Below are 20,659 nucleotides of genomic sequence, written 5' to 3' on the forward strand. Positions count from 1 at the left end.
CATTGCCAAAGCCTAGCATAGTCTAGCGATCTCCGTGATCCCCGTGATCCCAATCACAAGCGATCGCTGCCTAGCCCGCGTCTTGGTGGGATCAAACTCCAGCCCAGTCCGCTATGGTTCCTGACGGGCAATTGTCAGCAGTTGTTTGTTGCTAATAATTAATGCCGCCATAAGTGAGAGCGCATTAGGAAATCAGCTATCTATTGACTGAAGGTAAAACGACCGTCAACTTTTTCGCCGTTAATATCCGCAGTCATTTTTACTGGATACTGACCAGGTTCTGTGCCGAGAAAAACCACAGCGTAATGTTTGCCCTCAGCATCATACTTGAGAGGTAGGGTTTGCTGCTTTCCATTCGGAAACTGCACTTGAGCCGTCACTTTCGCGTTAGGAACTGGTTCCTTTTTATCCCCTTTTAGCAAATATAAATCTAAATGAGTTCCGGTAGCTTCTTTTTCAGTTACAAACTCTAAATGGTAAGCTCCCGACTCCACAACTTGCCCCCCTTTAGTTGCTTTTGCAGGAGCAGCGTCGGGAGCCGAAGACGCAGGTTGAGAGGCGACAGGAGAGGAAGCTGGACTGCTATTTGTATCGCTTGCTTGGTCGCCTTTATTACAGGCTACCAACAATAACAATCCGAGGCTGCCTAAAATAATTAAATTTGACTTGAGCGGTTTCATTTGTTTGACTCCTTGCTGACAACAATAATAAAATATCACACATTAACTACCTTGGCGTCTTTAAGAGCAACATGAGGTTTTTGAGGTCTTAAAAACTTACCAAATTGAGCATACAAAGCTGGCAAAACTAACAGAGTCAAGGCAGTAGAAGTAAATAACCCGCCTAAAACTACTACTGACAGCGGTTGCAAAATTTCCTTGCCCGCCCCGCCTTCAAATACTAAAGGTGCTAAACCCAAAGCAGAAGTTAAAGCGGTCATCAAGATGGCGTTGAGCCGTTCCATAGAACCTTTAATAATGGCTTCCTTAAAAGGCAGTCCTTCAGCAAATTTAGTGTTGTAGTTGTCTACTAAAAGCAAGCCGTTACGGGTAGCAACGCCGAATAATGTGACGAAACCAACCAGGGAAGCTACAGAGATGATGCCGCCAGTCACAGCTACCGCAATTACTCCTCCTACTAATCCGATCGGCAAATTAATCATAATCATAGCCGTTGAAGGAATTGACTTGACGGACAAGTACATCAATACTGTAATTACCAAAAAGGCGATCGCACTAAAGATCATAATATTTTGCGAAGCTCTTTGTTCTGCTTCAAATTGACCGCCGTACTGGATAAAATAGCCAAAAGGCAACTCTACCTCTCGTTTTACTTTAGCTTGAATTTCATTGACTACCGATCGCAAATCCCTACCTTTAGCATTAGCAGCCGCCACAATCAACCGGGAAACATTCTCGCGGTTAATCGTATTGGGCCCCGTACCGTATTTAACAGTCGCAACTTGGGCGAGGGGAATCTTGTTGCCGCTTGGAGTATCAACCAACAAATTCTGAATAGTTTCTAGGTTGTTTCTGGCTTCAGGCTGCAACCACACAACTAAATCAAAAGTTTGCTGCACCTCCAAAACTTGAGAAACAACTTTGCCGTTTAAAGCTGTCTCAATTATTTCAGAAAGCTCTCCGATTTTCAAACCGTATCTACCCGCAGCTTGACGGTTAAACTTAATTTGAATTTGTTGCACCGGCACCTGCGGTTCGAGTTGCAAATCCACAATTCCCTCAACTGTTTTCATTTGCTCTTCAACTTGGGCACCGATGGTGCGAAGTTGCTCCAAATCCGGGCCAAATATTTTGACAGCAATCTGACTTCTGACACCAGATAAAACCTCATCCATCCGGTGAGAAATAAAACCGCCGATATTTGGTGCAACTCCCGGCAATTTAGCAAATTCCTGCCGCAGCGATTCCAAAGTTTTCGGCCTGTTTTTCATCCCTGATTCGCTTAAACCGATATCAATGTGAGCTAAATTGACTCCCGCAGCATCAGCATCTCCCGGAGCTCTGCCCGATCGCACTTGCACGTATTCAAACCTGGTATCATCCTTAAGTGCATCTTCAATAGCAAAAGCTGCGCTATCTGTTGTCTCCAAAGAAACCCCCGGATAAAGCATAATAGTATTCACCAAAGTTTGCTCCTGAAACTCTGGCAAAAACACCCGCCCAAAAGATGGCAAAATAATTAATGTAGCCACCATGCTAGCAGCAGCTAAAGCTAAAATTATCCCCGAATAACGCATTGACAATTGTATAAAAAAATGATATATGCGCTTACAAAATTGTGGGAGCCAAGGTTCTTGGGAACTCATGCGTTTGGTAGGCAACAAAATAGCGCAAAGGGCCGGAGATATTAACAGCGATTCTAGACTAGAAATCACAACAACTACCAAATAAGTAATCCCCATCGGCGTAAAAATCCGACCTTCTACACCGGGCAAAGTAAAAATAGGAGAAAATACCACAATCCCAATAACAGTCGCTCCAATTAACGAATCGCGCACCTCCTGACTGCCATCAAAAATCACATCCATCACCGGGCGAGGATGAAGAGAAGACGTATTTTCTCTCAAATTGCGGTAGGTATTTTCCGCATAGACGATCGCATCGTCGATCGCAGTGCCGATCGCCACCGACAAACCCCCCAAAGTCATCGTATTCAGCCCCAGCCCCAGCCAATACATCGCCAGCAGCGCCAACAGCCAAGTCAGAAAGAAATCTAGCAAAACAACCGTCAGAGTGCGCCAATTCATCAAAAACGGGATGAGAATAAGGGTGACGATAATACTGCCTTCAACTAAAGCCGATCGCACATTCTCCACCGAGGAATTAATATATTCTTCCTGTCGAAAAGTCACAGTAACTTTAATATCTTTTGGCAGAGCTTGCTGCACCTCAGCCATTGCTGCCTCAACCGCTTTAGTTACCGTCGGAGTATCAGCAACTGGCTGTCTGTTTACCATCACAATTACAGCTTTTTGGCCGTTAAAACTGCCGTCGCCCCGCTTGATTGCAGCACCAATCTTGACATCAGCTACATCACCAATTCTGACGGCTGTTCCGTGGCGAGAGTCGATCGCCGATTGCTGCAAATCTTCCAGAGACTCAATCCGCCCCACCCCTCGGATTAAAGTTTCTCGATCCGGCGTAATTAAATACCCCCCCGGCGCGTTAACATTCGCAGCAGCAGCCGCTTCAGCTACTTGCTGCAACGACACATTAAAAGCTTTCAACTTAGCAGGTTCTACTAATACTTGATACTGCCTTTCTTCGCCGCCGTAAGCTACCACTTGAGCAACCCCAGTCACTGCCAAAAGCCGATTTGTGGCTTGCCAATCAACCAGACGGCGCACTTCCATCAAAGGAGTAGTTTCCGAGGTAAAAGCATAGGTAATAACAGTGCCCACAGGAGAAGTTGTGGGAGAAATTTGCGGTGTTTCTACTCCGGCGGGGAGTTTGCTTTGCGCTTGCTGCAACCGTTCTGTTATCAACTGGCGCGCTTGATAAATTTCAGTTCCCCAATCAAAGATTACCTTAACCACAGAAAGACCCACAGCGGAAGATGAACGCACTGCTGTCACCCCAGGAGTTCCATTAATCGCACTTTCAATTGGCAGTGTTACTAAAGACTCGATTTCTTCCGGGGCGAGCCCTGGTGCTTCTGTCTGGATTTCGACTTGCGGGGGTGCAAAAGGAGGGAAGACATCAAGCGACATTTGGGGGATGATAGAAAATGTCCACAGACTAACCATAATGGTGGCGATAACGACTAGCCAGCGGCGGTTAATTACCCATCTGAGAATTGTGCTAAACATTTGAGTAACTTTGAGTTAATAAAGGCATATTTGTGAAATTAAATTGTTAGTTTCAAGCAATTGTTTACTTCACACTCTTGACTTCGGCCTCTTGAGTTTTAACGTGGTGCTTGTCATTGTGTAACAGCAGTTCATTGTCCAAGGCCGATGCAGAGGCGGAAAAACTATTGTTTCCGGCATTATTTCCAGAATCCGCTGCTATTGCTGGCAATTTCCGCCGATTTCCCCACAACACGCCGGCTGTGAAAGTTAGAAAGGCGATCGCAACTCCTCCCCCTATTCCCGCCCACCATAAAGACACGGGTAAATTATTAAAATTAACCTCTGTTAGCTTGGGAGATGTCTCTTTTTTTGCCTTGTCTTTTGAGGGCTTGCTGTCCCCCCGCAAAGATTGTGCGTAAAGTTGAGGTGCTCGCTGCGTTACTATCAAATCTCCCTCGAATAAACCCCTCTTCACTTCAACTAAATCTCCGGCAGTTTGACCGAGTTCAATTTCAACAGCTTGATAAGCATTGCCATTTTGAACGTAAACGGTTTTTTTACCGTTAACATCCACTACCGCCGCACTCGGAATTGCTAAAATATTTCTTGCAGTTTTGTCGGTTAAAATCTCTAACTCAGCAAACAGTCCTGGCTTTAATTCGCCGTTAATATTATCTAGTTCTGCTTTCACCGGCACAACCCGCGTTTCTCCTTCCACGGATGACCCAATTAAGGCGATTTTTCCCTTGAAAGTGCGATCGGGTAAATTAGCGACTTTTACCCTGACTTCCTGACCCTGTTTTACTTGATTCAGGTCTTTTTCGTAAATATTGGCTGTGGCAAACACGCTGCTGTCGTTTAAGATACTCATCAGCGGTTTTTCCGCCGAGTTTACTGACTCTCCTGGGGTGATTTCGCGATCGGCTACCGTCCCGGAAATCGGAGCAACTACGGTAACGAGTCCTCGATCGTTGGCAACAGTTCCTAATTGTTGCAGCCGCGCTTGATAGGCTGCGTCAGCCAAGCGTATGCGCGACTGAGCGACTTCGACGGCAGTTTTGCCGCGTTTGAGTTGGTTCTCGGCTTCTAGGACTTCCCGGCGACTCTGAGCTCTGGTAAGTTGAGCTTTTGCTTCTGCTACTCTGCCTTGGGATTCGCGCAATTCCCGCATCGGCAGGTCTACTTCGGCTTGTTTAATTTCGGTTTGGGCTTTGATAACTTCAGGACGGCTTTTTGCTTTAGCAACAGTGGCTTGTGCTTCGGCGAAATGAGCTTGGGATTCCAGCATTGTGCGCCGCGCGATCGCCCCAGATGCCACTAATTCTTTGTCGCGATCGAACTGTTCTTTAGCCACTGTCAGTTCAGTTTCTGCCCGCGCTATTTCTGCTTGCGCTATTTCAACTTGACGCTGATAGTTTTCTTTAGCCGCTTGCACCACAGAACGCTTGTTTACTAATTCTTGTTCTTGTTGGTACTGCTTAGTTACCGCTGCCAATTGGGTTTGGGCTTGGGCGATTTCTGCTACGGATATTTGAAGTTGGCGATCGTAATTTTCTTGAGCTAACTTAAAGTCAGCCTGCGCCTGCTGCAAATCCCCTTCAGCTTCGGCTCGTTTCGCGATCGATTCCACGCGCAATTGCCCTAATTCCGCACTCGATAAAACAGCAACAGGTTGACCTTTTGATACTTTGTCACCCGGTTTGACTAGCAACTCAACCACTGTGCCATTGACGGGAGCCCTAACTTCAACTTTTTGGTTGGGTAAAGTCTCAATTTGTCCGGTAGTTTTAATGCCCACAGCCAATCGCTGAGCTTTCACTGACTCAACTTTAATTCCGATCCGCTTCGATGTTTCCGCATCAACAGAAATACTGGCTGGAATTTGAGTCGTTTCGCCGCTGTGGTGAAATTCATCTCCATGTCCCGCGTGTGCCAAAACGACAGCCGGAGAACTTAGCAAAATTAGGCTGAACAAAGTTCCAGAAAAGCTGCTAATAATTGCCGGAGATCGAGCATATTTGTGGGATATCATCGTTGGCATTGTCCTTGAAATCAGGTTGAGTGCCACAGGTTTAGCGGTTGGTATTTTGCCAAGGTAAGTGATACCCATTAAGTAAAGCTACTTATTAGCATTTTCCAAGAAGCGACCGCTAAGCAATGACCGAGAGCTAGAAATGCTCTACTCAACCTAGTATTTCACGGTCAAATGAAATTAGGATGAAATTTCGCCTCAGCAGCCCAGATACCCACCGGCTTCTAAAATACCAATATAAGTTGTGCCTAATCCCAAGCGATTGTGCTGTAGATTTTTTTCCGGTTTTTTTATCTCTGCTTGCGCTTCAATTTCGTTTGTCAATGCGCTCACTAGCTCATCTACGGCTGCATTTGATTTATAAGTGGTGTTTAATTCCAAGCTATTCAATATCATAAACTACCCTCTCTATTTATATAGCTTTTTGCGGACTTATCTACTACTCTAGAGGTAGAGCTGAGCAAGTGTCTACAGTATGGTTACGTAAATTTCTACTACTTTAGAGGTAGGGCGACTCAATTATCTACAGTATGTGTAGGTACTCTCAGGAAACCGAGGTGGAGTCAGACAAATGCTGATAGCCACAGTCGAGCTACCTTACTTTGTCTACCAAGGTTGTCGCCACTTTTTCATTTGCTCAATTTCTTGCTTTGGTGAAGCCAGTATTTTCGGAACTCTTGAGCTACTGTGATTAATATCACTCATTTTCGGGATTGGGTTCACGTTTGGTTGAGGTGAGCTAAATTACTGTTTGTACCAAGCTTGCCGCCACTGTTTCATTTGCTCAATTTCTTGCTTTTGCGAAGTCAGAATTTCTTGAGACAATTTCTTCATTTCCGGGCGTTTTGACTTCTTCAAAGCATCTTCAGCCATCACTACAGCTCCCTCGTGGTGAGGAATCATCGCATTGATAAATCGCAAGTCAAATTGGTCGTCAGCGGCCCCTAAATCCATGCTCATCATCATGCTTTGCATTTGTTCGGGGGTCATTGCCATCATGTGACCCATTGGAGCGTGATAAGCCATCGGCGTACTGCTGGCTTTGGGATACCAAGTTTTTCGCCACTCTTTCATTTGATTTATTTCGCGGTTTTGAGCAGCAATTATATTAGTGGCAAGTTTTTTCATTTCCGGGCGTTTGGATTGTTTAAGAACATCTTGAGCCATGTTTACAGCACCTTGATGGTGTACTGTCATGCCATCAATAAATCGCAAATCGTAGTCGGCATCAGCAGGGCCTAAATCCATTGACATATCGTGATTCATGCCATGATTCATGCCATGATTCATGCCACCCATGCCGCCACCTTGTGCCACGTCTTGCTTGTTGTTTGCTTGGGTTGCAGCCGTAACTTTTGGGGCTTGAGTGTCACTGGAAGGGCCTTTTGAACAAGCTGCAAGCACTCCGCTGGTTACAGCGGCTGCGGCGGTCAATATCAGCGCTGCAAAGCCTGTTTTCAATGAAATTGGTTTCATAGAGCTTATATCCTTAAAAGTGCCATCTATCTTCAGCTTTTCACATATAAATGAAATTAGGATGAAATTTTTGACTCGGACTTGTAAAGAATTATTTCTGTGCTGTCGATCGCACTCAAATTTAAGATGTACAAAACTCACTTGAATCTAATGATGTAGGGTGCACAGTGCGCGCCTTACCCCTATGGGTAGAGTGTCAAACCACTTTTTTCATAATTCCTGATTTATTTTGCAATTCCCCTTGACTCTCCTGCGTACTGGAGACTTTAGAATGGAGTGAATCCATTGATTGAGCAGAGTAGTTTCTGCTGAGGTTCAAACTATGACTTTACAGCTAAAAGTTCCTAAGATGGCTTGTTCTGCTTGTGCGAATACAATCACAAAAGCAGTCGAAGCCATTGACTCAGCCTCGACGGTTGAGGCGGATCTCAAGACAAAAGTGGTCACGATTCAAACCGCTAAGTCAGAAAGTGAAGTTAGGAAAGCGATCGCATCTGCGGGCTATCCAACTATTTAAAGACAGAAGGTAATTGTCTAATTTATGAGGGCATATATGGACAATCTCACACTTAAATTGCGGGGCATGAGTTGTGCTTCTTGTGCTTCATCTATCGAACAAGCAATCCAATCGGTTCCCGGCGTAATTGAGTGCCATGTCAATTTTGGAATGGAACAAGCAACCATCCAATACGACTCCAAGCAAACCAACTTAGAAACAATTCAATCGGCGGTTGATGATGCGGGCTACCAAGCTTTGCCACTTCAAGAAATGGCGGCTGTAGAGGATGATTCCGAACAAGCCGATCGCAAATCTGAATCTCAAACCTTGCAGCGGAAACTCTGGACAGCAGGTATCGTCAGCATCCTGCTAGTTGTGGGCGCTATTCCAGCGATGACCGGCTTGCACCTGCCATTTATTCCCGCATGGCTGCACAATTATTGGTTGCAATTAGCCCTGACATCACCCGTACAATTCTGGTGCGGCAAATCGTTTTATGTGGGAGCTTGGAAATCCCTAAAACGGCGGGTGGCGACAATGGATACCCTGATTGCTTTGGGTACGAGTGCTGCTTACTTTTATTCTGTATTTGTGACATTTTTTCCCGGTTTATTCACAGCCCAAGGTTTAAATTCTGGCGTTTACTACGAAGTAGCCGCTACCGTTGTTGCCTTAATTTTGTTGGGAAAAACCCTAGAAAATCGGGCGAAGGGAGAAACTTCTGAGGCAATTCGCAAACTCATGGGTTTGCAAGCAAAAACTGCTCGGATAATTCGCAACGGGGAAGAGTTGGAAGTGCCGATCGCCAAAGTGGAAATTGGCGATATTGTGCAGGTGCGGCCGGGAGAGCAAATCCCCGTAGATGGAGAGGTAATTGAGGGTGGTTCGACGGTAGACGAAGCAATGGTTACGGGAGAAAGTTTGCCTGTCAAAAAGCAGCTTGGCGACGAAGTTATCGGAGCCACAATTAACAAAACTGGCAGCTTCAAGTTTCGGGCGACAAGAGTTGGCAAAGATACATTTTTAGCTCAAATTGTCAAGATGGTGCAGGAGGCACAGGGTTCAAAAGCACCGATTCAAAAGTTAGCAGACCAAGTGACGGGTTGGTTTGTTCCAACCGTAATTGCCATCGCTTTAGCTACTTTTATTATCTGGTTTAACGCGACGGGAAACTTCACTCTCGCCACAGTGACAATGGTGGGAGTGTTGATTATTGCCTGTCCCTGCGCTTTGGGTTTAGCGACTCCGACTGCTGTGATGGTTGGCACGGGTAAGGGTGCAGAAAACGGAATTTTAATTAAAGGAGCCGAGAGTTTAGAATTGGCTCACAAAATCAAAATTATCGTATTAGATAAAACGGGAACTCTCACTGAAGGTAAGCCGACTGTAACTGATTTTGTGACAATTAAAGGAACGGCGAACAGCAATGAGTTAAAGTTGCTGCAATTGGCGGCGTCTGTAGAGCGAAATTCGGAGCATCCTTTGGGGGAAGCTGTGGTTAGATACGCTCAATCTCAAGAGGTGAAGTTGACGGAGGTTAAGAATTTTGAGGCGATCGCAGGGAGTGGTGTGCGAGGGGTTGTAGTCGGAAAGTCGATCGCCCTGGGAACGCTGAGGTGGATGCAGGAACTAGGCTGCGATACTGAATATCTGGAACTGCGCGGGAGAGCTTTGGAAGCTGCGAGCAAAACGGTTGTTTGGATGGCTGTAGAAGGCAAAATTGAGGCAATTATGGGGATTGCGGATGCTCTCAAACCATCGTCAGCGCAGGCGGTGAAAGCGCTTCAAAAACTCGGTTTGGAGGTGGCGATGCTGACGGGGGATAATCGTGCGACTGCGGAGTCGATCGCCCAATCCGTGGGCATTACTCGCGTTTTTGCCGAAGTTAGACCCCACCAAAAAGCAGCTCAAATCAAAGCCCTGCAAGGGGAAGGAAAAATTGTCGCGATGGTGGGAGACGGGATTAACGACGCGCCGGCTTTAGCCTTAGCAGACGTGGGAATTGCGATCGGCACCGGCACAGATGTGGCGATCGCAGCCAGCGACATCACCTTAATTTCAGGAGATTTGCAAGGCATAGTTACAGCAATTAAACTTTCCCGCGCCACCATGCGAAATATTCGCGAAAATCTGTTTTTTGCGTTTATTTATAACATCGCTGGAATACCGATTGCTGCTGGCATTTTGTACCCCATTTTTGGCTGGCTGCTAAATCCAATTATTGCCGGTGCAGCAATGGCTTTTAGTTCAGTCTCTGTAGTTAGTAATGCTTTGCGATTGCGGAATTTTCAAGCCAAATCTAGTGGATAAATTAGAAGTTCCCCCAAACCTCCTGGTAGGCAAGCCGCACAATCCCTCGATTTATTAACAAAAATCTCTTGCATAAACTCTGGCAAATTTAAAAAATGTTGAACCAACGTCAAATCTTAGGAAGCCTCGGAAGTTTAGGAATTATGCTCGGAATTGCATCGGGAGTGCGAGCAAATCAAATATCAATCCCTCCTGCCAATTCAACCGCTCAATTTCCGCCTATCGAACAGCCGTTAAGTTTAAAAATTGGCGTAACGGCAGGCGGATTGACATTAATTGGTTTAGAATTGTGGTGGTTTTTGTTTAGTAAAAAGCAATCTAAAACTAGGTAAACTTTGCCGGGGCGGTTTTTTCCAGCAAGAAATCGCTAAAATAGATGAAAGCTTAAGAAATTTGGAGTGAGCTAAATGCAACTACTACACACGATGCTCCGAGTCGGCAACCTGGAAGAATCCCTCAAATTTTACACCGAGGTTCTGGGGATGAAATTACTGCGGCAAAAGGAGTATCCAGAGGGTAAATTTACTCTGGCTTTTGTTGGCTACGGCGACGAATCAGACACTACAGTTTTGGAATTAACATACAACTGGGGCGTCGAACAGTACAATTTGGGGGATGCTTACGGTCATATTGCGATCGGGGTTGACGACATTTACGGTACTTGCGAAGAAATTAAAGCTCGCGGTGGTAAAGTTAGTCGCGAACCCGGCCCGATGAAGCACGGTTCAACAGTCATCGCTTTTGTGCAAGATCCAGATGGATACAAAGTTGAATTAATTCAACTGGCGAATCAAGGTAGCAACACCCAGAAAGTAGCAGCAACAACCGCATCCTAACTTTCTTAAGAGGGGGAAGGGGAAGGAAAAACTCTCTTCCCTCTCCCGTTTTCCTTTTGACAACTGTCGTACCCACAACTGTCAACTGTCAACTGTCAACTGAAAATTTTAATTCGATCGCACCGACGGTACAAACTGCTTCAAATAAATTTTTTGCCATAAAATATAAAAACTGCTGCCTATTTGGCTTAAGCTATCAAATTTAGGAATTAATTTAGATTCTCGGCGCTGGTTTAAAGCAGCGATACCCGAAAAAAATATAGCTAATACTAACAAAAATACTACTATCACACTAAATAAAATAGTCCAATAAACTAGAAATTCGCTTGTGTAGCTGACCCCGAATATCCACTTAATCAGTAAATCCGATAAATACAAAAACAGCCCTCCCGAAAACCCCACCCTGAATAATAGCCACGTCCACTTAAACATATCTGTTGCAGTCTTGCTATTTTTGGACGCAGAAAGCTCTAACTCTCTAATTTGGCTGTTAATATTTGAGGTGATTTCATACAAAGTATACTGCAAACCATCTCTGATATAATTGAGTTCATTGTCGAGGTTTATGCACTGCTCGGGTGTACTTTTATCCAAGCTCAGGTTTTGGATTTGTTTGCGGTGCGCCGCCAGTTTATTGTCTAGAGTGTAATCCCATTTTTCCAGCCGATCTACAGTCAAATACAACAGTTCCCTATTAGCATCTAACAAGCTCTGGCAATTTATGATTGACTTAACTAACTTGCTGAGATTGTTGATATGCTCCTCTAGAGTATTTTGGGATTCCCTTTGTTTAGCTGACAATAAACTTGCGAGTTCGACATCCCGATCGCCACACAGCGACAAAGCCTCACCATACAAGTCGTCAATTTCCATTTTACCGAAATACAGTGACGCTTTGTACTCCTCTATTTCGGGAAGAGTCAGACATTCTAAGGGCTGATATTTTACATTAAATTTATATACAAGCGCTGTCAGAATCTGCACCGATTTTCGGTCTAGCTTGTCTTTGTAAGGTTCTAAAATAATTGTAGCTAGATTTTTAACTCTCGCTTCCGGATGGTGCAGGAACTCAAAAATTTTGGCAAGTATTTTGGAGAATTCCCAGTCATTAAAATTATTTTCTGCAACTTCCAAAAAGTTTGTCACCGCTGCATCGTTTTCGGCATTCAATTTGTAAGGGCCCGTAAATGCGATCGCCGCAAATACTCGATCGATCCAAAACAGATATTCTTCGCCATCCATTGACAGCCTCGGCAGCAGCCAGCGCGGCCCATACACCCAAAAATCGAGACAATTCTCATATTCCTTACTGCTGTCATTTCTGCGCCTGTCATCCAAAGCAAATTTGTTGCTTGTTAACACTTTAATTTGCTCTTCTACAACCCGCCGCTCAATTTCCCCTGCATTGATTGTGACATTGACAGCACCTTCCTTGCCTTGTCGTTGCCCTGCTTCATCTAACCAAATTGACTTAATACTAACAGCCGCAGACCACCGAATTAAAGGAGTCGATCCCCCTCGCGCTTCCTGTTCTAGCGCCGCCAGCAGATTTTTGCTAAAATCACTTGATCTAGCCGCTCTCTCACTTGATATCACCCCCTCTCGCACCTTCCCAAATGCCTGAATTCCCAAAGCGCGAAACAGCAAATTCGGATGCGGTTTTCTGACGGATGCCGGTATATTTTCTCTGAATATTCCGCTTTTCGGTACGCCCACAACTTCAGCAAAAGGCTCGATCCCGCACTGTTGCAGAAATTTTTCAATTAGGTTTATTCTTTGCCAAGGTTGAGTATATTTAGTGAGAGTGAAGATTAGCGCTATGCCGCTGCACTCCATTGACTCAGGGATGTTAGGGCGATCGAGTTTCCACACATTGCTCGTCATAATTTGTCGCCAGGACAATTACTAGATATGGACGCCGTTGTTTGATGCTGAATTCAGCATTACATTTACTACTGCTTTTTGTCAATATTAGTCCGGGACGCATAGGGAGTTATAAACCCGGTGTCACGGGTAAATTTCTCATAACTAAAGCCCAGATTTTTCTGATAAACCGGGTTGAGCAATGCTAATTTGCGTCCCGAACTCAATATATAATTTTGCACTAATCGATCAAATGTCACAATTTTAGGTTGAGTCACGAAACCCAACCTATTATAGTCATTTTTTTGTCGGAGCTTTTAAGATTTTGTCCATCAACATTTGGTCAACGATTAAGTCGCTGACAATTTGAGCTCCGTGGGAGGTAAAGTGCAAGCCGTCATTATTTTTTACATAACCTCGCTTACCCGATTTATTAGCAACTACTGGAACTAATTTTCCGTTTTTTCCAAAACTCTCCCAAGTCGAAATATATTCAATTTTTGATGAAGATTTGCTGGCAGTTTTATAAATATCGTTCATAATGGGAAAAGCTTTGAGATACGAAGATTTCTTAGGGATCGATTGACCGATCCAATACACTTTTCTCACAGATGACGAATCCAGTAACTTGGCATATCTGTCCACTCTTTCTTGATAAGCTTTTTGCCATTCTTTGGTCAGAACCGCCCTGCCTTTTCCTTGAGAATCAATGATATTTTGACGGTCATTTGCTCCGAACAAAACTATCACTACATCCGGCTGGTAATTATTCAGAAATTGGCGAGTTCTGGCATACCAATCATAATAATCTATCCGATTTAATCCGGTCGAGGGCTTGTAGTCAATTTTCGTATCGGCAATATTGTATTTTTTCTTAAGAGTGTACTGGAGTTGAATTCCTAAGTCGAACATTACGGAATCTCCAATAAATAAAAATCTGCGATAAGGTCTGGTCAGTTGGGGTTTAGCTGGAGTTGGTTTTTTAGCATTAGCAGGCTTTGGAGGTTCAACGGCCGCTTTTGTTTCGGTTTCGACAGGAGGAAGTTCTGGTTCTTTGGGGAGGCTATCGAAGTTAATATCTTTAATTTTGCTCCAAAAATCTTGTTCGGATTTTCTGAAACCGTCTATTTCGATCAGGCGCGCGGCTTGTTTAATTTCGGGACTGGCGAAAGGAGTTGAAGCGAAGCTTTTCAGAAATAATGATAAGTTGGAAAATATTAAAGTGAGAATGACAGAAGTAACAATTAGCAAAATTTCCCGGTCTTTCATATGTCTTAGAAATTAAAGTAAATAAAAGGCGGAACGGTACTAGGCCCCAACATCAAGATAGTATACACAAGCAGCGAAACTAAGACAACCCGAAAGAAAATGTTTTTTAATGACAATACGGTTTGCAATAGTTGGGAGATGCGATCGCCCCACAAGTTGATCGCGCCGATGACTGCAATTACTAAATACAATTGCCAAAAGTTAAATTGAAAAGTTGCGACGGCCGGATGGACAATTCCTTCAAAAAAACTCACCGCAGTTTCCCAGTTGGGAGTGCCGAAAAATACCCAGCTACAAGTAACAAAACTAAAGGTTAACCACCAACTGCAAAATCTAGCAAATCGGGGAAAGGCATAGTCTAATTTAAAGTGGACAGCGTGGGGGATATCTTTACATAAATGGTTGACAATTAATCCTAAACCGTGAATTGCTCCCCAGAAAATAAAGTTTAAACCTGCGCCGTGCCAAAATCCACCGATCGCCATTGTTAAAAATAAATTGAGGTACTTTCTCAACTTGCCGTATTTGTTGCCGCCCAACGGAAAGTAAACGTAATCCCTCAGCCACTCGGAAAGACTGATGTGCCACCTTTTCCAAAATTCTTGCACGCTGAGCGATCGGTATGGCATATTAAAGTTGGCAATGGGTTTGAAACCCAGCAAACAGGAGATGCCGTTGGCTAAATCTGAATAGCCGCTGAAATCTACGTAAATTAAACAGGAATAGGAAATTGCCGCGAGGATTAAATCGATGCTGCTGTACTGGTGGGGGACTTTGAAGGGTAAGTCAGTGAAGTTAAACAAAAAGCTGGCTAAAGTATATTTTTTAAACAGTCCAGACAAAATCAAAACTATAACTTCTTCAATTTTATAGTCATATTTTTCCGGTGAATTTAGCTGGCCGTAAAATTCGCGAGCTCGCGAGATTGGCCCGGAGGCAATTTGCGGAAAGTAGGTAATGTAGGCGGCATAGTCTATAAATTTGGGACAGGGTATTTTTTGCTGGTAGCAGTCGATTAAATGAGAAATCATTCTAAAAGTGTAGAAAGACACGCCGACGGGGGCGATTATTTGCAAAACTGGAAAGTTGGCTGGAATTTGTAGCTGGTTCAGTACCTCAAATAAGGAAGTTACAAAGAAGTTGCAATATTTAAAGATGCCGAGATAGCCAATGTTAAAAATTAGACCGGAGATTAAAGCACTTTTTTTATACTTACTGTTGCAGAGAACCCGGAGAATGATATAATTAGAGACTGTAGAGAAAACGAGGAGCAAGAGAAAGTCGAAACTCCAAAAAGAATAAAATAATAAACTTGAAACTAACAAGACAATTTTATACAAATCGACTTGGGGTTTCACAGAGACGATCAGGCTAAAAACAATTAGGAAAAAAACTAGAAATTGGTAAGTGGGAAATAGCATAAGTCTCTGCCGATAAAAAATCTTGTGTGTGGCAATATTTTTATAAGTACGGGCGAGGGAAGCTATCCCGAAGAAAATCGCCACAGTCGGTCTGACCGCACCAAATTTCGGGAGGATTGCGAACTGTAAGCTTTTGTAAGAGGTCAATTAGGTCACAACTTCCGCCCTAGTTAACCGCACTCATAAATTCATAATCCTGTTTAAAGATTATGATGGTTATGAGACGATGTATTAACGGATAACAACAGGAATCCCCTTGATTGCGAGGAACCAACGTGCAGCCAACAGACCCTAGCAAATTTACAGATCAAGCCTGGGAAGCCATTGTCAAATCCCAGGATGTCGCCCGCCGCTTTGCCAATCAGCAGCTAGAGGTTGAACATTTAGCCATCGCCCTTCTCGAACAGCAAGGTCAGGCCAACAGCATTTTCAGCAAAGCTGGAGTCGATGCCGCCCGCTTGGCGCAGCAGTTAGATGCTTTTGCCAAACGACAGCCCAGAGTTGCCAACGCTGACCAACTATACCTCGGTCGCGGCTTAGAAGTGATGTTAGATGTTGCCGAGGCCACCAGGGCGACTTGGCAAGATAATTTTATCGCCGTTGAACATTTATTAATTGGCTTAGTAGAAGACGAACGAGTCGGTCGCAGGTTGCTGACAAAAGGCGACGGCCCGCCGGGCCGCCCCGGTTACGATCGCAAACCCCCAGCCGGTACGCTCGATCGACCAAAACTCGAAGAAGCAATCAAATCAGTCCGCGCCACTGCTAAAACCCAAGAAAAAAATTCCGAAACGGGGAAAGCCAGCCGCAGCAGCGCTAAAGCCCAAGATCAAGATGGCGAAGCTAACTCCGACGCCCTCAGCAAGTACGGGCGCGATTTGACAGAAGCCGCCAAAGCCGGCAAACTCGACCCAGTAATCGGCCGCGACGAGGAAATCCGCCGCGTGGTGCAAGTTCTTTCCCGCCGCCAAAAAAACAATCCGGTGTTAATTGGCGATCCCGGAGTCGGAAAAACTGCGATCGCCGAAGGTTTAGCCCAACGAATTGTCAACGGCGACGTACCGGAATCTTTGAAAAATCGCCAGCTATTTAGCCTCGACATGGGCAGTTTAATTGCTGGGGCAAAATTCCGGGGCGAATTTGAAGAACGATTGCGGTCTGTTCTGCGGGAAGTCATCGATTCCGACGGGCAAATTGTCCTATTTATTGACGAATTGCACACGGTTGTTGGCACCGGCGGCGGTGGCAGTTCCGGTTCGGGAATGGATGCGGGAAATTTGTTAAAACCAATGTTGGCCAGAGGCGAATTGCGCTGCATCGGCGCTACAACTCTCGACGAATTCCGCAAGCATATCGAAAAAGATCCTGCCTTGGAACGCCGGTTTCAACAAGTATTTGTCGGCGAACCCAGCGTTGAAGATACTGTTTCGATTTTGCGCGGATTGAAAGACCGTTACGAACGCCACCACGGGGTAAAAATTACTGATTCGGCCCTGGTAGCTGCTGCAACTCTGTCTTTCCGCTATATTTCCGATCGCTTTTTGCCGGACAAGGCGATCGACCTCGTAGATGAAGCGGCCGCCCACTTGAAAATGGAGATTACCTCTAAACCCGTGGAATTGGAAGGAATCGACCGTCGGGTGATGCAGTTGGAAATGGAAAAATTGTCGATCGAAGGTGAAGGAAAAAGCGCTCAAGCCCCTGGGCTCGGCTTCCGCGTCGAACGCATCACATCTGAGATTGACATTTTAAAAGCTAAGCAAGAAAAATTGTCCTCTCAGTGGTTGGGCGAAAAGCAGTTGTTGGATGCAATCAATAAATTGAAAGCAGAAGAAGACCAACTGCGAGTGCAAATCGAACAAGCAGAAAGGGCTTACGATTTGAATAAAGCCGCACAGTTAAAGTACGGCAAGTTGGAAACTGCGGTGCGCGATCGCGAAGCCAAAGAAGCGGAACTTTTGAAACAGCAAGCTCAAGGTTCTTCCCTGCTGCGCGAAAAAGTTACTGAGGGCGATATTGCGGAAATTGTCGCTAAATGGACGGGCATTCCGGTTAACCGGTTGTTAGAATCCGAACGCCAAAAATTGTTGCAATTGGAAAAACACTTGCACCAAAAAGTCATCGGTCAAGAGGAAGCTGTAACAGCCGTGGCGGCGGCAATTCGGCGCGCTAGGGCGGGCATGAAAGACCCCGGAAGGCCGATCGGCTCTTTCTTGTTTATGGGCCCCACAGGCGTCGGAAAAACTGAGTTAGCGCGGGCGTTGGCGGAGTTTTTGTTTGACAGCGATGATGCGATCATCCGCATCGATATGTCGGAATACATGGAGAAGCAAAACGTCTCCCGGTTAGTAGGAGCTCCCCCGGGATATGTCGGTTACGACGAAGGCGGACAACTTTCCGAAGCAGTGCGGAGACGCCCTTATTCGGTGGTGCTATTTGACGAAGTGGAAAAGGCACACCCGGATATATTTAACATTTTGTTGCAAGTGTTGGATGACGGCAGAATTACCGATTCTCAAGGTCGAGTGGTTGACTTTAAAAATACCGTAATTGTGATGACCAGCAATATCGGCAGCGACCACATTTTAGACGTGTTTACTAAGAAGGAAAAAACCGCTAAAAAACCTGCTACTCGCAAGCAGGAAACGAAAGATTTGTCAAGCCCAAAAACAGATTATAAAGTGGCTGCCGACGGTACTGTTGAGGTGTCGGCCGAGCGAGTTGATGTTGATACTGTAACTAAGAGGGAAAACAAGAGTGAAAACAAGAGTGAAAATGAAAATTTATTGACTCAAGAACGGGAGACAGACCAAGAGTACGAACAGATGTTAAAACGGGTGATGACAGCGCTGCGATCGCACTTCCGGCCGGAATTTCTCAATCGGGTGGACGAGATAATTTTGTTCCACACTTTGAGCAAGATCGAATTGCGGCAAATAGTCAGCATTCAAGTGAAGCGGATCGAGCGTTTGTTGGCAGAGCAAAAAATTACTTTGGAACTGTCGGATGCGGCGAAAAACCATATCACAGATGTTGGTTACGACCCGGTTTACGGCGCTCGTCCCTTGAAACGCGCCATCCAGCGGGAGCTGGAAAACCCGCTGGCAAACAAGATTCTGGAAAATGCGTTTGTGGAGGGTGATACAATTGCGATCGACTGCGAAAATAACTCTTTGCAATTTCGCAAAAAAGATTCTCGCCCAGCGCTGACAGGTAACAGCTTATAGTTGCCGAATAGTATAGTTAGGAACAGGCAAGATGCCTGTTCCACAAATACTCAATTTTTTTGTGGAGCAGGCATCCTGCCTGTTATTAAAAATGGTGAAATATATCAAGAATTAGACATGGTGCGGCTACCATAGGCATCCATGCTGTAGGCAGGAACGCGAACCCGGTAATCAATTTCTGTTCCCGTCACTGATTTTGCTAGTTGTTCAAAAGATTCATCGTTCCAATTCCGCTCGTGGATGGGCTTTGACTGTTCCCCGAGGAAATATGCTTGAGTGCCAATTACTGAGGCCGCGACCCAACCGACGATTAAAAGAGCGATTACAATAGCCATATCTGCTTTTTCCTTAACTTTTGTTGCTTTATGTAAACTAATGTAACGAAAGTTTGCAATCAACGTCAAGGTACTGTAATGTCGTGCCAACCGTCCGGCAGGTAGTAAATACCGTACCTAATCCTGAGTCTGTAAGGTGTGCAGGGTGTGCTTAGTCTCAACAAGGGCTCGATCTCCCTGGCACCCCCCTTAACCCTCTTTTGTCACTCTCGTGGTAGTATAAGCAGTAACACACCCCAAAAGCATTGCCAATCCTATGGTAGAGCCTCGTCAACCAGTACCCACAGTCAAATTTATAGATGAATACTGTCAAATTTACCAAAACATATTTCCAGAAGTTAGGAGCTTTGAAGCTTTTAAGTACTTACATGTCGGTATGATATCGGACATAAAACGCAAAACCCTACCATCAATAGCGAAAGTTATAGGGCTAGATAATCATCAAGCATTACACCATTTTTTAACACAATCACCTTGGGATGTAAAAGAATTAAGTCAGCAACGATTAGAATTAATATTATATGTACTTCAAGGGCGTCCAATAGTACTAATAATTGATGAGACAGGAGATAAAAAAAAGGGGAATGCGACTGATTATGTAAAACGGCAGTACATTGGAAATTTAGGTAAAACAGATAATGGTATCGTTGCAGTTACAGCGTATGGTGTTTTATCTGGTCTGACTTTTCCTCTATTATTTGAAGTTTATAAACCGAGAGAAAGACTGCAACCAGGAGATGAATATCTAACTAAACCTGAAATTGCCGCGAAAATGCTCAAACAATTGCGTGCGATGGGATTTAAATTTAATCTTGTCCTAGCAGATAGTTTATACGGAGAGAGTAGTAAAAATTTTATTCAAATACTAGAGGGATTGAATCTAAATTTTATTGTGGCAATTCGCTCTAACCACAAAGCCTGGGGAGTTACAGACGCGAAAGTCAAATATTCAAAGTGGCAAAGATTCAAACGTGTCTTCTCAGATTTAAGCTCGGAATACAGATATATAAGAGAGATTTTTTGTGGTGATAATCCGGAAATTAAATATTGGCAAATCACAACTGATAAAGAGGAGCTGCCCAAAAACACTACTTGGTATGTAATGAGTAAATTTCCCAACATTACACCCCGAGAAGTAGGTAATTTTTATGGTTTAAGAACTTGGGTAGAATATGGTTTGAAGCAAAGTAAAAACGAATTAGGATGGGCAGATTTTCGCCTAACTAATTACCCACAAATAGAAAAATGGTGGGAAATTATTTTTAGCGCTTATTTGATGGTTAGTCTCCACTCTGAACAACTGCTAAAATTACCACCACAATCTGAATCTAATTTTTCATCACATCCTTGGTGGGATCAAGGAAATGGGTGGAAGAATATTCTTAACAACCTCCGTTTAATACTTCAACCATTTGTACTATTTAACTTTATTAAACCTTGGCTACGAGTTTTTACTATTCCTAAGTTATCCGAGGGCTTTTTTCAACTTCAAATGCTTGTCAATAATTTAACTCGTTCAATTTTTCAAAACCTCAATATCCCTTATTTCCAGTTTTCCTCTGCGTAGAGTGACCAAAGAG

The 20,659-nt window shown here is 44.4% G+C and carries 16 protein-coding genes; 6 read left to right on the forward strand and 10 right to left on the reverse strand.

The window, feature by feature from the left end; genetic code table 11:
* Nucleotides 1-200: 200 nt before the first annotated feature.
* The 5 genes from D0A37_RS13350 to D0A37_RS13370 all read right to left on the reverse strand — a co-directional run bounded on the left by D0A37_RS13350 (nucleotide 201) and on the right by D0A37_RS13370 (nucleotide 7,319).
* Nucleotides 201-680: a hypothetical protein gene (locus D0A37_RS13350; protein ID WP_242724826.1), complete on the reverse strand. Its 480-nt coding sequence runs from the start codon at nucleotides 678-680 to the stop codon at nucleotides 201-203.
* A 35-nt stretch (nucleotides 681-715) separates the two neighbouring features.
* Nucleotides 716-3,829 carry an efflux RND transporter permease subunit gene (locus tag D0A37_RS13355; protein WP_242724828.1) on the reverse strand — a complete coding sequence of 1,038 codons (3,114 nt, stop codon included), beginning with the start codon at nucleotides 3,827-3,829 and terminating at the stop codon, nucleotides 716-718.
* 64 nt (nucleotides 3,830-3,893) lie between these two features.
* Nucleotides 3,894-5,852, reverse strand: coding sequence for an efflux RND transporter periplasmic adaptor subunit (locus D0A37_RS13360; RefSeq protein ID WP_242724830.1), 1,959 nt, complete (start codon nucleotides 5,850-5,852; stop codon nucleotides 3,894-3,896).
* A 189-nt stretch (nucleotides 5,853-6,041) separates the two neighbouring features.
* Entirely contained in the window at nucleotides 6,042-6,239 is a 198-nt protein-coding gene (locus tag D0A37_RS13365) for a hypothetical protein (protein ID WP_242724832.1), read from the reverse strand.
* 348 nt (nucleotides 6,240-6,587) lie between these two features.
* Nucleotides 6,588-7,319: a DUF305 domain-containing protein gene (locus D0A37_RS13370; protein ID WP_242724834.1), complete on the reverse strand. Its 732-nt coding sequence runs from the start codon at nucleotides 7,317-7,319 to the stop codon at nucleotides 6,588-6,590.
* 322 nt (nucleotides 7,320-7,641) lie between these two features.
* On the opposite strand from D0A37_RS13370, the gene D0A37_RS13375 reads away from it, so the two are divergent.
* The 4 genes from D0A37_RS13375 to gloA all read left to right on the forward strand — a co-directional run bounded on the left by D0A37_RS13375 (nucleotide 7,642) and on the right by gloA (nucleotide 10,964).
* A complete protein-coding gene (locus tag D0A37_RS13375; protein ID WP_242724836.1) occupies nucleotides 7,642-7,836 on the forward strand; it encodes a heavy-metal-associated domain-containing protein in 195 nt (64 codons plus the stop codon).
* 36 nt (nucleotides 7,837-7,872) lie between these two features.
* Nucleotides 7,873-10,128, forward strand: coding sequence for a heavy metal translocating P-type ATPase (locus tag D0A37_RS13380; protein ID WP_242724838.1), 2,256 nt, complete (start codon nucleotides 7,873-7,875; stop codon nucleotides 10,126-10,128).
* A gap of 95 nt (nucleotides 10,129-10,223) precedes the next feature.
* Nucleotides 10,224-10,460, forward strand: coding sequence for a hypothetical protein (locus tag D0A37_RS13385; RefSeq protein ID WP_242724840.1), 237 nt, complete (start codon nucleotides 10,224-10,226; stop codon nucleotides 10,458-10,460).
* 75 nt (nucleotides 10,461-10,535) lie between these two features.
* The gene (gloA, locus tag D0A37_RS13390; RefSeq protein WP_242724842.1) at nucleotides 10,536-10,964 is read left to right on the forward strand and encodes a lactoylglutathione lyase; all 429 of its coding nucleotides are present in this window, start codon (nucleotides 10,536-10,538) and stop codon (nucleotides 10,962-10,964) included.
* 108 nt (nucleotides 10,965-11,072) lie between these two features.
* Here the strand turns inward: gloA and D0A37_RS13395 are convergent, their stop codons facing one another.
* The 4 genes from D0A37_RS13395 to D0A37_RS13410 all read right to left on the reverse strand — a co-directional run bounded on the left by D0A37_RS13395 (nucleotide 11,073) and on the right by D0A37_RS13410 (nucleotide 15,517).
* Complete coding sequence (locus tag D0A37_RS13395; RefSeq protein ID WP_242724844.1) at nucleotides 11,073-12,848, reverse strand: hypothetical protein; 1,776 nt, start codon at nucleotides 12,846-12,848, stop codon at nucleotides 11,073-11,075.
* A 68-nt stretch (nucleotides 12,849-12,916) separates the two neighbouring features.
* Entirely contained in the window at nucleotides 12,917-13,105 is a 189-nt protein-coding gene (locus D0A37_RS13400) for a hypothetical protein (RefSeq protein WP_242724846.1), read from the reverse strand.
* A gap of 19 nt (nucleotides 13,106-13,124) precedes the next feature.
* Nucleotides 13,125-14,096 carry an SGNH/GDSL hydrolase family protein gene (locus D0A37_RS13405; RefSeq protein ID WP_242724847.1) on the reverse strand — a complete coding sequence of 324 codons (972 nt, stop codon included), beginning with the start codon at nucleotides 14,094-14,096 and terminating at the stop codon, nucleotides 13,125-13,127.
* A gap of 5 nt (nucleotides 14,097-14,101) precedes the next feature.
* On the reverse strand, nucleotides 14,102-15,517 hold the full coding sequence (locus D0A37_RS13410; protein WP_242724848.1) for an MBOAT family O-acyltransferase: 1,416 nt from the start codon (nucleotides 15,515-15,517) through the stop codon (nucleotides 14,102-14,104).
* Between the two features lie 275 nt (nucleotides 15,518-15,792).
* Between D0A37_RS13410 and D0A37_RS13415 the strand changes: the two genes are divergently transcribed.
* Nucleotides 15,793-18,744: an ATP-dependent Clp protease ATP-binding subunit gene (locus D0A37_RS13415; RefSeq protein ID WP_242724849.1), complete on the forward strand. Its 2,952-nt coding sequence runs from the start codon at nucleotides 15,793-15,795 to the stop codon at nucleotides 18,742-18,744.
* Nucleotides 18,745-18,848: 104 nt separating this feature from the next.
* Here the strand turns inward: D0A37_RS13415 and D0A37_RS13420 are convergent, their stop codons facing one another.
* The gene (locus tag D0A37_RS13420; RefSeq protein ID WP_242724850.1) at nucleotides 18,849-19,079 is read right to left on the reverse strand and encodes a photosystem II protein, Psb35-related; all 231 of its coding nucleotides are present in this window, start codon (nucleotides 19,077-19,079) and stop codon (nucleotides 18,849-18,851) included.
* 256 nt (nucleotides 19,080-19,335) lie between these two features.
* Between D0A37_RS13420 and D0A37_RS13425 the strand changes: the two genes are divergently transcribed.
* A complete protein-coding gene (locus D0A37_RS13425; RefSeq protein WP_242716580.1) occupies nucleotides 19,336-20,646 on the forward strand; it encodes an IS701 family transposase in 1,311 nt (436 codons plus the stop codon).
* The last annotated feature ends 13 nt before the right edge of the window (nucleotides 20,647-20,659 follow it).

Origin of the sequence: Microcoleus vaginatus HSN003 (genome assembly GCF_022701255.1) — a bacterium.
GTDB classification, from domain to species: Bacteria; Cyanobacteriota; Cyanobacteriia; order Cyanobacteriales; family Microcoleaceae; genus Microcoleus; species Microcoleus vaginatus_B.